11 protein-coding genes are annotated in these 12372 nt (G+C 72.2%); 4 read left to right on the plus strand and 7 right to left on the minus strand.

Going from position 1 to position 12372, the window contains the following annotated elements; all coding sequences use genetic code 11:
* Nucleotides 1–20: 20 nt before the first annotated feature.
* Together JX005_RS04410 and JX005_RS04415 are read left to right on the plus strand one after the other, a co-directional pair.
* Nucleotides 21–644 (plus strand): GNAT family N-acetyltransferase, encoded by a 624-nt coding sequence (locus JX005_RS04410; RefSeq protein WP_214466220.1) that lies wholly within the window; start codon nucleotides 21–23, stop codon nucleotides 642–644.
* Between the two features lie 73 nt (nucleotides 645–717).
* A complete protein-coding gene (locus tag JX005_RS04415; RefSeq protein ID WP_214466221.1) occupies nucleotides 718–2325 on the plus strand; it encodes an SDR family oxidoreductase in 1608 nt (535 codons plus the stop codon).
* Here JX005_RS04415 and JX005_RS04420 read toward each other — a convergent pair.
* Genes JX005_RS04420 through JX005_RS04440 form a run of 5 tightly spaced genes read right to left on the minus strand, consistent with a single transcriptional unit; the run spans nucleotide 2300 to nucleotide 8841 of the window.
* Nucleotides 2300–2851 (minus strand): GNAT family N-acetyltransferase, encoded by a 552-nt coding sequence (locus JX005_RS04420; protein WP_214466222.1) that lies wholly within the window; start codon nucleotides 2849–2851, stop codon nucleotides 2300–2302. The genes JX005_RS04415 and JX005_RS04420 overlap by 26 nt on opposite strands.
* Before the next feature lie 35 nt (nucleotides 2852–2886).
* The gene (gene cydC, locus JX005_RS04425) at nucleotides 2887–4566 is read right to left on the minus strand and encodes a thiol reductant ABC exporter subunit CydC (protein WP_214466223.1); all 1680 of its coding nucleotides are present in this window, start codon (nucleotides 4564–4566) and stop codon (nucleotides 2887–2889) included.
* The gene (cydD, locus tag JX005_RS04430) at nucleotides 4563–6323 is read right to left on the minus strand and encodes a thiol reductant ABC exporter subunit CydD (protein WP_214466224.1); all 1761 of its coding nucleotides are present in this window, start codon (nucleotides 6321–6323) and stop codon (nucleotides 4563–4565) included. Before cydD ends, cydC begins: the two co-directional genes overlap by 4 nt.
* A 30-nt stretch (nucleotides 6324–6353) precedes the next feature.
* The gene (cydB, locus tag JX005_RS04435; RefSeq protein WP_214466225.1) at nucleotides 6354–7385 is read right to left on the minus strand and encodes a cytochrome d ubiquinol oxidase subunit II; all 1032 of its coding nucleotides are present in this window, start codon (nucleotides 7383–7385) and stop codon (nucleotides 6354–6356) included.
* A gap of 10 nt (nucleotides 7386–7395) precedes the next feature.
* Complete coding sequence (locus JX005_RS04440) at nucleotides 7396–8841, minus strand: cytochrome ubiquinol oxidase subunit I (RefSeq protein ID WP_214466226.1); 1446 nt, start codon at nucleotides 8839–8841, stop codon at nucleotides 7396–7398.
* Between the two features lie 235 nt (nucleotides 8842–9076).
* On the opposite strand from JX005_RS04440, the gene moaA reads away from it, so the two are divergent.
* Both moaA and fdhD read left to right on the plus strand, forming a co-directional pair.
* Nucleotides 9077–10165 carry a GTP 3',8-cyclase MoaA gene (gene moaA, locus JX005_RS04445; RefSeq protein ID WP_307858489.1) on the plus strand — a complete coding sequence of 363 codons (1089 nt, stop codon included), beginning with the start codon at nucleotides 9077–9079 and terminating at the stop codon, nucleotides 10163–10165.
* Between the two features lie 5 nt (nucleotides 10166–10170).
* Nucleotides 10171–11031: a formate dehydrogenase accessory sulfurtransferase FdhD gene (gene fdhD / locus JX005_RS04450; protein ID WP_214466227.1), complete on the plus strand. Its 861-nt coding sequence runs from the start codon at nucleotides 10171–10173 to the stop codon at nucleotides 11029–11031.
* Nucleotides 11032–11035: 4 nt separating this feature from the next.
* On the opposite strand, the gene JX005_RS04455 is transcribed toward fdhD, so the two are convergent.
* A complete protein-coding gene (locus JX005_RS04455; RefSeq protein WP_214466228.1) occupies nucleotides 11036–11653 on the minus strand; it encodes an ArsR family transcriptional regulator in 618 nt (205 codons plus the stop codon).
* Nucleotides 11654–11875: 222 nt separating this feature from the next.
* A complete protein-coding gene (locus JX005_RS04460) occupies nucleotides 11876–12241 on the minus strand; it encodes a hypothetical protein (protein ID WP_214466229.1) in 366 nt (121 codons plus the stop codon).
* Nucleotides 12242–12372 lie beyond the last annotated feature (131 nt).

A 12372-nucleotide genomic window follows, 5' to 3' on the forward strand; every position in this document is an offset into this window, starting at 1 on the left:
CGCCCTCCTAGACTCGTCGCGTGACCCGCATCCGCCCCTTCCGCGCCGGCGACGAACCGGCGCTCGCCGACATTTGCCTGAAGACAGCGGATGCCGGAGCCGACGCGACCGGGATCCTGGACGACGACGACCTGTGGGCCGAGATCTTCGTGCTGCCGTACGCCGCGCGGCACCCGGAGCTGGCCTTCGTCGTCGAGGCGGAGGACGGCCGCGTCGTCGGCTATATCGTCGGGGCCCCCGACAGCTCCGCGTTCGAGGACTGGTTCCGCGCCGAGTGGTGGCCGCGGCACGCGGAGCAGTGGCCCGAGCCGGCCCCCGCCCCCGAGCCGGCGGCCGAGGCCGAGGCATCCCGTCAGGACGGCATCCTGCGGTACGCGTACGGACGCCGCGGCGGCTCCCAGCCATACGGCGACGCGTACCCGGCTCATCTGCACATCGACCTTCTGCCCGAGGTGCAGGGCCGGGGTCTCGGGCGGCTCCTCATCGCGACGCTGGCCGACACGCTGCGCGCCCAGGGGGTGACGGGGCTCCACCTCGTCGCGTCCGCCGACAACGCCGGGGCGATCGCCTTCTACCCGCGGGTCGGCTTCACGCCGTTGCCCTCCGACGACGGTGTGCAGGCGTTCGGCATGCGGCTCGGCTGACGGGCCGGCCACCACACCGATCGCACGAGCGCAACCCCTCCGGCGCGGGCGACCCGGCGCGTAGCCTGCGGGGATGGACGACCTCTCCGCCCCGACGGGCCGCGAGCCCGCGCTCGCCGCAGTGCCGCACGACGACGGCACGGCACCGCGCGCCCTGGTCATCGGCGCCACGGGGTACATCGGCGGCCGCCTCGTCCCGCGGCTGCTCGCCGCCGGCTACGACGTGCGCGTGCTCGTCCGCGACGCGACGCGCGTCGGCGCGTTCGAATGGGGTGACCGGGTCGAGGTGTTCGCGGGTGATGCGACGGATGCCTCGGCCGTGGCATCCGCTGTCCCCGATGTCGACGTGCTGTACTACCTCGTCCACTCGATGTCGTCGGGCAAGGACTTCGCCGATGCCGACCGGACGGCCGCGGAGACCGTCGCCGGTGCGGCAGCAGCGGCCGGCGTCGATCGCATCGTCTACCTCGGCGGCCTGCACCCGGACGACGTGGACCTGTCTGCGCATCTTCGCTCTCGCGTCGAGGTCGGCGAGACGTTCCTGGGCAGCGGCGCGCCGACGCTCGTGCTGCAGGCCGGGGTGGTGATCGGATCGGGCTCGGCGTCGTTCGAGATGGTGCGTCACCTCACGGAGGTGCTGCCGTACATGCCGGCGCCGAAGTGGGTGCGCAACCGCATCCAGCCGATCGCCGTGCGCGACGTGCTGCACTACCTGCTCGGCGCGGCGCGCGTGGCCGCCGACGTGAACCGCGCCGTCGACATCGGCGGACCCGACGTGCTGCGGTACGGCCAGATGATGAACGGCTACGCGGTCGAGGCGGGCCTGCACCAGCGCGCGATCGCCGCGCTGCCCGTGCTCACGCCGCGCCTCGCGTCGCACTGGGTGAATCTCGTCACCCCGATCCCGCGGTCGATCGCGATGCCGCTCGTCGAGTCGCTTCAGAACGAGTGCGTGATGAAGGACCACGACGTCGACGATCTGATCCCGCCGCCGTCCGACGGGCTCACGAGCTACCGCGCCGCCGTACGGCTCGCGCTCGGACGCGTCGAGGCGGACGCCGTCGAGACCAGCTGGCAGGATGCCGAAGTGCTGGGCGTGCCGAGCGATGCGCTGCCCAGCGACCCGGACTGGGCGGGGCGGGTGGTGTTCACCGACAGCCGCTCGGCGACCACCTCGGCACCGCCCGCGGCGCTCTGGCGGGTGATCGAGGGGATCGGCGGGGAGAACGGCTGGTACTCCTCGCCCGTGCTGTGGGCGATCCGCGGCTGGATGGACCGCGTCGTCGGCGGCATCGGCCTGGCGCGCGGCCGCCGGTCGAAGGGTCGGCTGGCGGTCGGCGACGCGCTCGACTTCTGGCGCGTCGAAGCCCTCGAGCCGGGCACCTTCCTGCGGCTGCGGGCCGAGATGAAGGTTCCCGGACTGGCATGGCTCGAACTGCGGGCGGTCCCGGATGCCGCGGGCTCGCGCTACGAGCAGCGTGCGGTGTTCTTCCCGCTCGGGCTGGCGGGCCGCCTGTACTGGCTGGCCGTGCTGCCGTTCCACGGCGTCATCTTCGCCGGCATGGCGCGGCGCATCGCCGCCGCGGCGGAGGCCGGCGTCACGGCGGATCCGCGGGGTGTGCGCGAGCACCCGGGGGCCGCGCCGGATCCGGTGCTCAGCAGCTCGCCGGCGTCTCCCTGAGGTCGCGGATCCTGCGCCGCTCGAACAGCGTGTGACCGATGCCGTCCATGCGGCGCTCATCGGTCATCGTCGCTCCGTCCTCGCGCCAGCCGTGGCGCTCATAGAACGCCGCCGCGCGCTCGTTGCGGTCGAGCACCCACAGGTGCGCCTTGCGGAAGCCGGATGCGCGCAGGCGCTGCTCCGCGGTGACGAGCAGCGCGTGACCCACACCGCGCGACCAGCGCTCGGGCCGGGCGTAGATCGCGTAGAGCTGGCCGTCGCGCGGTCGGTCGGAGTCGAGCGAGGGTCCGATCGCCGCCCAGCCGGCCACGGCACCGTCGACCTCGGCGACCAGCTCGCAGCCGCGCGGGTCACCGTGCATCTCGTCCCAGCGGGCGATCCGGCGCTCCGTCTCGCGCTCGGCGTCCAACGCGTCGAGGATCTCCTGTGCCATGAGTCCCGCGTAGGCCGCTCGCCACGTGTCGATGCGCACCCGCGTGATGTCGGCAGCGTCGTCGCGGGTGGCGGTGCGGACCGTCAGGGTCATGCGTTCGACCGTAGCCGAGGCATCCGCTCGCCCGCTCAGGCCTCCGCGGCGACGATGCGTCCGCGCTCGAGGCGCACGACGCGATCGACGAGCCCGGGCGGCACGGTGACGTGCGAGATGAGCACGACGGCCTGATCGTCGCCGACGGCGCCCAGCAGGTCGGCGAGGAGAGCATCGGATGCCTCGGGGTCGACGCCCGCCGTCGGCTCGTCGAGCACGAGCACGGGGAACCCGCGCAGCAGCGCCCGCGCGAGCGCGATGCGCTGGGCCTGTCCGCCCGACACCAGAGCGCCGCGCTCGCCGACGCGGGCGTCCAGCCCGCCCCGCTCGCGCAGCCAGTCGCCCAGGCCGACACGCGCGAGCGCGGCCTCGAGCTCGGCGTCGCTCGCGGTGTCGCGCGCGAACAGCAGGTTCTGACGGATGTCCTCGTCGAAGAGCATCGGCTGCTGCTCGCACAGCCCGACCGTCCGGCGCACGTCGTCACCGGCGAGGCCGTGCACCGAGCGGCCGCCGATCTCGTAGTCGCCGTCGGTCTCGAGGAACCGCACCAGCGCGTGGGCGAGGGTGGTCTTGCCGGCGCCGCTCGATCCGACGACCAGGACGCGCTCACCGGGGCGCACCTCGAGATCGATGTCGTGGAGCGAGGCATCCGTTCCTCCCGGCCAGCGGGCCGAGGCGCTGCGCAGCCGGAGTCCGTCGCCCAGAGACGGTCCCTCGCCGGTCGCCGCGACGGTCTCGTCGACGAGCGCGTCGGGCAGTCGGTCGGGCAGCACTCCCGCGATGCGATCGGCGGATGCCGCGACCTGGCGCCACGCGGCGGCCGCGAGCGGCACGGCGGCGAAGACCTCGAAGACCGCCATCGGCACCAGGACCACGACGGCGAGCGAGGGGCCGTCCAGGGCCCCTGACGCGATGCCGGGGATGGCCGCGACGACGGCGAGGATCGATGCGCCGCCGGCGAGGAGCGAGACGATCGCCGTCGTGCCGGCCTGCGCGCCCGCTCTGCGGACCACGGCACGTCGCACGGCGGCATCGGCGTCGGCGATGCGCGTGCGGCTCTCGGCTTCCGCGCCGAACGCGGCGAGCACGTCGAGGCTGCCGAGGTGGTCGAGCACCGCGTCGGCGAGTCGGGCGCGCAGGGGAGCGATATCGCGTTCCGCGCGTGCACCGGAAGCCCATCCCCACAGCGAGGCCGCGAGCCCGGCGGCCACGAGGCACGCGAGGAGCACGAACCCGGCCGGCCACCAGACGATCGACACCAGGATGACCGCGCCGAGGGCGACCGTCGCGGACGCCACGAGCGGCTGCACCACCCGCAGGGGCAGGTTCTGCAGGTCGTCGACGTCGTCGACCAGGGCGCCGAGCACCGACCCGCGGCCGGTGCGGGCGAGCCCGTCCGGAGCCAGCGGGACGAGGCGCCGCACGAGCGTCGCGCGCGTCGTCGCGAGCTGGCGCAGCGCGGCGTCGTGGCCGGCGAGCCGCTCGAGGTAGCGGAAGGTCGCCCGCGAGAGCGCGAACAGGCGCACGCCGACGACGGCGGCCGAGAGGTACAGCACCGGCGGCTGCTCACTCGCCCGCACGATGAGCCAGGCGCTGACGGCGAGGAGGGCGACGGCGGATGCCTCCGACACGAAGCCCGCCGCGAGCGCCGGCCAGAACCGGCGCGCGGGAGGCATCGCGCCGCGGAGCACGTCGGCCCGGGTGACCGCGGTCATACGACCACCTCCTCGGGCTGGAGCCGCACGACGTCGTCGGCGATCCCGCGCGCGCTGGTGCGGTGTGAGACGAGCAGCACCGCCGCACCGCCGTCGGCGAGCTCGCGCACGCTGCGCCAGAGCTGCGACTCGGTGTCGGGGTCGAGGGCGGCGCTCGGCTCGTCGAGTGCGATGACCGCCGCGCGCCCGCGCAGGTGGCGGTAGAACGCCCGGGCCACGGCCACCCGCTGCGCCTGACCGCCCGAGAGGCCGGCGCCCTGCACGCCGAGCTCGCGGTCGGGAACGAGCTCGTCGGCCCGGGCGAGCGCGAGCGCGCGAAGGACGAGTGCGGAGTCGGGCGCCGCATCGCCGAGCGTGACGTTGCCGGCGATGGTGCCGGAGATGAGCCCCGGCTGCTGCCCGGCCCACGCCAGCCATTCCGCAGGCGCGAGCGCGCGCAGGTCGGTCCCACTGTAGGTCGCCGCGCCCTCGAACGACGCCGCGCCGCGCAGCGCCGCGAGGACGCTGGACTTGCCCGCGCCGCTCGGCCCCTCGAGCAGGGTCACCGTGCCCGGTGCCGCGATGAGCGACACAGGTGGCAGCATCCGCTCGCCCCTCCGCACCCGGACATCATGCAGGCGCAGCACTCGCCCGCCCGCCTGCGCCCCGGGCCCTTCGTCGCCCCCCGCTCCCCGTTGAGTGTCCAGGACGTGCCGCGGGGCCGGTGCCGACGGCGGCGTGTCCTGGACACTCAACAGGGGGGCGGGGGCGGGGGTGGGAGTGAGGGCGGCCGCGGCGTCGAGGACCGCGAACACGTCGGTGGTCGCGGCGACGCCCTCCGCGGCGGCGTGGAACTGCACGCCGACCTGCCGCAGGGGGAGATACGCCTCGGGCGCGAGCAGCAGGACGAAGAGCCCGACGCCGAGGACCAGCGCGCCGTCGATCAGGCGGAAGCCGATCGAGACGGCGATGATCGCGACGGAGATGCTCGCGAGGAACTCGAGCGCGAAGCCCGAGAGGAACGACACGCGCAGCACCCGCATGGTCTCGCGGCGGTACTCGCCGGTGACCTGTTCGATGGATGCCGCGGCCCGGTGCTGCCGGCCGAACACCTTCAGCGTCGACAGGCCCTGGACGGTGTCGGCGAAGCGGGCGGCGAGGCGGTGCAGGGTCTTCCACTGCCGCTGCTGCACGGAGCGGGTCGCGAGTCCGATGAGCACCATGAACACCGGGATGAGCGGGAGGGTCAGCAGGACGGTGAGGCCCGAGATCCAGTCCTGCCACCACATCACCGCGATGAGGATCGGCGTCGCGACCACGGTCTGCACGAGCTGAGGCAGGTAGCGGCCGAAGTACGCCTCGAGCGCGTCGAGCCCTCGGCCGGCGGTGACGGCGAGCTGGGCGGAGTTGCGCCCGCCCAGCCACTCGGGGCCGAGCGCCCCGACCGCCTCGACGAGGGCCGCGCGCAACTGCGTCTGGACTCTCGCGGCCGCCCGCGCCGCAGTCGCCTCACGCGCCCACAGGAGGATCGCGCGCACGGCGACGACGGCCGCGAGGGCGACGAGCGTCGGCGCGAGGTCGGGCAGCGGCATCCCGTCGATCGCGCCGGTGATCGCACGAGTGAGCAGCCAGGCGAACGCGATGATCACCGTCGTCTGCGCGAGGGCGACTACTCCGATCGCGAGGAAGAAGCCGCGCGACGCCGACGCATACCGCAGGAGCCGGGGATCGACGGGCCTCGACCGTCTGCCGGGCTCCGCGCGTTCGTCGTCGCTCATCGCCCTTAGACCCTACCTATCCGGCTCGGTTCAGTGGACGAGCGCGGCCGCCTTCTCGATGCGGGAGCGCGAGACGCGCTTGCGGAAGACCCAGTACGTCCACCCCTGGTAGAGCAGCACGAGCGGAAGGAAGATCGCGGCCGCCCACGTCATGATCGTCAGCGTGTAGTCGGTGCTCGACGCGTTCTCGATCGTGAGACTGTGCGTGATGTCGGTCGACGACGGCATGACGAAGGGGAACAGTGCGAACCACAGCGTGAGCACGGCGGCGACGATCGTGACGGCGCCGAAGCCGAACGCCCAGCCCTCGCGGTCGCGGAGGTTGGACAGGAACGACAGCAGCAGCGTCACCGCGGCGAGGGCCGCGCAGACGACCACGGCTCCGAGGAGCGGTGCACCGTGCCCGGCTGCGATGAACACGGTCCACACGAGGAACGCCGCGGCCACCACGATGGTCAGTGCGCCGCTGCGGCGGGCGAGACGGCGGGCGTCGTCGTGCACCTGGCCGTCGGTCTTCAGAGCCACGAAGTACACGCCGTGCGTGAAGAACAGCAGCAGGGTCGTGAGGCCACCGAGAAGTCCGTACGGGTTCAGCAGCGTGAGGAGGGAGCCGGTGAACTCGTGGTCGGCGTCGAGCGGCACGCCTTGAACGATGTTGGCGACCGCGACACCCCAGAGGAGCGCCGGGACGGCCGAGCCGATCACGATCATGGTGTCGAAGCCGCGCTTCCAGCGCAGGCTGTCGCGTTGGTGCCGGTACTCGAACGAGACGCCGCGAAGGATGAGCGCGAGGAGGATCAGCAGCAGCGCCAGGTAGAAGCCGCTGAAGAGCGTGGCGTACCACTCGGGGAACGCCGCGAACAGGCAGGCGCCGGCGACGATGATCCACGTCTCGTTGAGGTCCCACACCGGCCCGATGGTGTTGATGATCTGCCGGCGTCCGATGTCGTCCTTGCCGAGGAAGGGAAGCGACATCCCGACGCCGAAGTCGAACCCGTCGAGGACGAAGTATCCGACGAAGAGAAAGCCGACGATCCAGAACCAGAGGTACGCGAGGTCCATGTCGATGCTCCTAGTAGACCGTCGTGGGGGTGTCTTCGACCGCGTGTTCCCGGGGGTCGGGATCGTCGGGCCCGGGCAGCGGCTCGGGGCCCTTCTTCGAGGTCTTGATGATCAGGCCGACCTCGACCACGGCCAGCACGGCGTAGATCAGGGTGAAGGCGACGAGCGAGATGAGCACCGTCCACCCGGGCACGCTCGGCGAGACGCCGTCCTCGGTGAGCATGAGCCCGAACACGATCCAGGGCTGGCGGCCCATTTCGGTGAAGACCCAGCCGACGAGGATGGCGAACAGCGACGCCGGCCATGCCCAGACGGCGAGCTTCCAGGCCCACTGCGGCACGTCGCGGGCGGCCTTCTTCCGGGTGAGCCAGAGCCCGACGACGGCGGTGAGCGCGGCGATGCCGCCGAGGCCGATCATCCAGCGGAACGCCCAGTAGGTGACCCACAGGATCGGGGCGAAGCTGCCGTCGACCTGGTCGGCGAACTGCGGGAACAGCTCGGTCGTGTACTGGGCGTTGAGGTCGTTGATGCCCTCCACGCAGCCGTCGAGCGAGTGTGTGGACAGCAGAGCCAGCAGATAGGGGACGCGGATGGAGAACAGCTCGGTCGAGCCGTCCGGCGTGCCGAGCGTGAAGATCGAGAACGAGGCATCCGCACCGCACGCGCTGTCGAAGATCGCCTCGGCGGCGGCCATCTTCATGGGCTGGGTCGAGACCATGACGAGGCTGAGCTGGTCGCCCGATATCGCGACGCCCGCGAAGGCGACGATCATGCCCCACAGCCCGTAGCGCAGCGAGGAGCGCATCATCTCGACGTTCTGGCCGCGCATGAGCTGCCAGGCCGAGATCGAGATGATGACGCCGGCGGTCATCATGAACGCCGCGAACAGTGTGTGGGGGAGGGCGGCCAGGGCGACCGGGTTCGTGAGCACCGCGAGGAAGTCGGTCATCTCAGCGCGTGAGCCGTCTTCGGCCATCCGGAATCCGACGGGATTCTGCATGAACGCGTTGGCCGCGAGGATGAAGTACGCCGAGAACCACGCGCCGATCGTCGCGATCCAGATGCTCGCCAGATGCAGCGCGCGCGGCAGGCGGTCCCAGCCGAAGATCCACAGGCCGATGAACGTCGCCTCGAAGAAGAACGCCATGAGCCCTTCGAAGGCGAGCGGAGCGCCGAACACATCGCCGACGAAGCGGGAGTAGGCCGACCAGTTCATGCCGAACTGGAACTCCTGCACGATGCCCGTGACCACGCCCATGGCGAAGTTGATCAGGAAGATCTTGCCGAAGAACCGCGTGAGGTGGAGCCACTTCACGGTGCCGGTGCGGTGCCAGGCGGTCTGGAAGATCGCGACGGTCAGCGCCATGCCGAGTGTCAGCGGCACGAACAGGAAGTGGTACAGCGTCGTGAGGCCGAACTGCCAGCGGGCGAGCAGCAGAGGGTCCAGCAGATCCACGAGGCGTTCTCCGATCGCTCGAGAGGATGTGTGGTCTGACCACACTAGCATGTGGTCAGACCACAAGGGCGTCGGTCCGTCGACGGCGGCCGCCCTGCGCCCAGAGTCCCAGTTCACGCCGCTCGCGCGCCGCCCCTCCCGCCGTGAAAAAACAATGACTCGCGCGGCCTCGCCGCCGCCCGGCGGGCTACCCTCGAACCATGGCGACACAGTCGGGGCGGCGGGGGATGCCGGCGTGAGCGCCATCCCCGTGACCATCGCGCCCCGCGCGCCGCAGGCCCGAACCGACGCGACGAGCACCGCCGCCGGCGGAGTCGGCGACCCGCTCGTCGACACCCACGGCCGCGTCCACCGCGACCTGCGCATCTCGCTCACCGACCGCTGCTCGCTGCGCTGCACCTACTGCATGCCCGAGCAGGGCAACGAGTGGCTCGCGCGCTCCAGCATCCTCTCGACCGACGAGATCGTGCGCATCGCGACGATCGCGGCCGCCGACGGCATCACGACGTTCCGGCTCACGGGTGGCGAGCCGCTGCTGCGCACCGACATCGTCGACGTGGTCCGCCGGCTCGCCGCGGTCGCCGCGCCCGACGGGCGCCCGGTCGACATCGCCATGACCACCAACGGCATCCGCCTCCGCGAGCTGCTCCCCGATCTCGCCGCTGCCGGCCTGCGCCGCCTCAACGTGTCGATCGACACGATCCGGCGCGATCGCTTCCACGAGCTCACCCGCCGGGACCGGCTCGACGACGTACTCGACGGGATCGCGGCGGCCGCGGCATCCGCTCTGCGTCCTCTGAAGCTCAACGCAGTGGCGATGCGCGACGTCAACGACGATGAGCTGGTCGACCTCGTCGAGTTCGCGGTCGCGCACGACGCGCAGATGCGCTTCATCGAGCAGATGCCGCTCGACGCCGGGCACACGTGGGACCGCTCGCGCATGGTCACGCAGGATGAGATCCTTGCGACGCTCGCGACGCGGTGGTCGCTGACTCCGGTGCCGGGCCGCGGCGGTGCGCCCGCGGCGCGCTGGCTGCTCGACGGCGGTCCGCACACGGTGGGCGTGATCGCCTCGGTGACGGCGCCCTTCTGCGGCGACTGCGACCGCCTGCGCCTCACCGCCGACGGCCAGCTGCGCAACTGCCTGTTTTCGGCGACGGAGTACGACCTCCTGCCGATTCTGCGCGAGGAGGCAACCGCGCCCGTCGACGACGGCATCGACCGGATGCTGCGCGCCTGCGTGCACGGAAAGCTCCCGGGTCACGCGATCAACGACCCCAGCTTCCTCCAGCCCGCGCGCGGCATGAACGCGATCGGAGGCTGACGACCGTGGGCCGCCTCACCGTCCACCGGCCGATCGTCAAGGTCGTGAGCTCCGACGACGGCATCGGCGAGCGCCGGCGCAGCGACACGCTGGCCGTCGAGGAGCCCCTCGAGATCCGCGTCGCCGGCGCACCACTCGCCATCACGATGCGCACGCCGGGTCACGACGTCGAGCTCGCGGCCGGATTCCTCGTCTCGGAGGGAGTCATCGCGCGCGGCGACCAGTTCCGCTCGGCCATCCACTGCGGCGGGCCGGGCACCGGCGCGGTCGGCGTCGCGGGCAGCGCCGAGAACACCTACAACGTGCTCGACGTCGCCCTCGCGCCGGGCGTCGCGCCTCCCGACCCCGACCTCGCGCGCAGGTTCTACACGACGAGCTCGTGTGGGCTGTGCGGCAAGGCGTCCATCGACGCGGTCGAGACCGTCTCGTCCTATGAGGTGGGGACGGATGCCGCGTCCCTCGGCGCTGAGGAGCTTCTGGAGCTTCCCGACCGTCTGCGGGAGGAGCAGGCCGTGTTCGGGACGACCGGGGGCCTGCATGCCGCGGCGCTGTTCGACGCGAGCACCGGCGAGCTGCTCGTCGTGCGCGAGGACGTGGGCCGCCACAACGCGGTCGACAAGGTCGTCGGCTGGGGCGTGCTCAACGACCGCCTGCCGCTGCGGGGAATGGTGCTCCAGGTCTCGGGCCGGGCGAGCTTCGAGCTCGTGCAGAAGGCCGTCATGGCCGGCATCCCGATCCTGTCGGCCGTCTCGGCGCCGTCGTCGCTCGCCGTCGAGCTGGCCGAGGCGTCCGGTGTCACCCTCGCGGGCTTCGTGCGGGGGTCGTCGATGAACCTCTACACGCGCGCCGACCGCGTGCGGCGCTGAGCGCTCAGGCCGAGCGCGCCTCCTGCGCCGTGAGGTGCACGACGCACTGAGCCGGATCGCACGAGGGTGCAATGCCGTCCACCTTCAGCGGGCCGCCCGCCTGCGCGAGCACGGCGTCCATGAGGCCGACGTGGACGTGGCAGAGGGTGCCTCGGTGGTCGGCGGCAGGGGAGTGCGGGCAGGGGGTGAGGTCGACGGTGAGGGCGTCCTCGTCCACGAGCGGGTCGAAGCCGGCCGCCGCCAGGTCGTCGACGAGGGCGTCGAGCTGGTGCAGCGCGTCGGGGTGGAGGCGCTCACCCGAGTTCTGCGGGTAGACGCGGCGCATCAGGTCGCCCCGGCGCGCGGCATCCTTCGCCCGCTGCGCAGCGACCGGGCTGGATGCCGCGGCCCCGCCCGTCGCCGCCGTGTACAGCACGCGCGGCCGGCCACGCGTGGTGCGACGCTCGGTCTCGGCGATGACATAACCGGCTTCGATCAGCCGCTGCAGGTGCTCGCGGACGGTGTTGGGGTGGAGTCCCGTGGCCTCGACCAGTTCGGCGATCGCCCGTCGCGGCCGCTCCTGCACGAGGTGCATGATCTCGACGCGCGAATAGCTCGAGATCGCGCTGTAGCCGGCCGCCATGATCCCATTATGACGGGGGGCTGCCGTCGCGCCCGCGGCCCGCGCCTGCGCCCGGCCCGCGCCTGCGCCCGGACTGCGCCCGAAACGTGTCGCACAACCTGCGGGCCACCCGGCGTTCCGCTGCGGCTTCTGAGACACGCCGGAGCGACGGGTCGCAGAAGTGGTGTCATACGCGAGGCGAAGCCGCAGGTCCTGCGACGCACCCCCCGCGGAGGCGGGGCGTCAGAAGACGAAGAGCTGCCCCATGATGAGGATCGCGATGAAGAAGACCGCGAGGATGGCGCCGACGATCGCGAGCGTCTTGCCCGAGAGCTTGGCGACCGCCCAGCCCACGAGGAACGGCAGCGCGAAGAGCAGGATCGCGACAGTCCACCAGAACGCCACGTAGCCGCCGGTGGTGGCCGCCTCGAGGCGGCCGCCGAAGAGCTGCTGCGAGGCCGGGTGCGTCGCGAAGCGCACGGCTGCCGAGATGGGCACGGCGACGAACGCGAAGATGATGAGTCCGAGCAGCGCGCCCCAGAGCGCGGGGCTGCCGTTTCCGCTGAGCACGCCGCCGTGCGGCTCCTGCTGGTGGTGTCCTGATGCCATGCCTCGAACACTATCGGGCGCCCCCGGGTCGCCCGCGTCATCCGAAGAGGATGACACGCGAAGAGATACGCCCGCGGTCCGTCTCGGGCGCCGGCATCCGCTCGTCTGACAGGGTGGATGCAGGAGCGAAC

It is taken from the genome of Microbacterium flavescens, from assembly GCF_018588945.1.
GTDB classification, from domain to species: Bacteria; Actinomycetota; Actinomycetes; order Actinomycetales; family Microbacteriaceae; genus Microbacterium; species Microbacterium flavescens.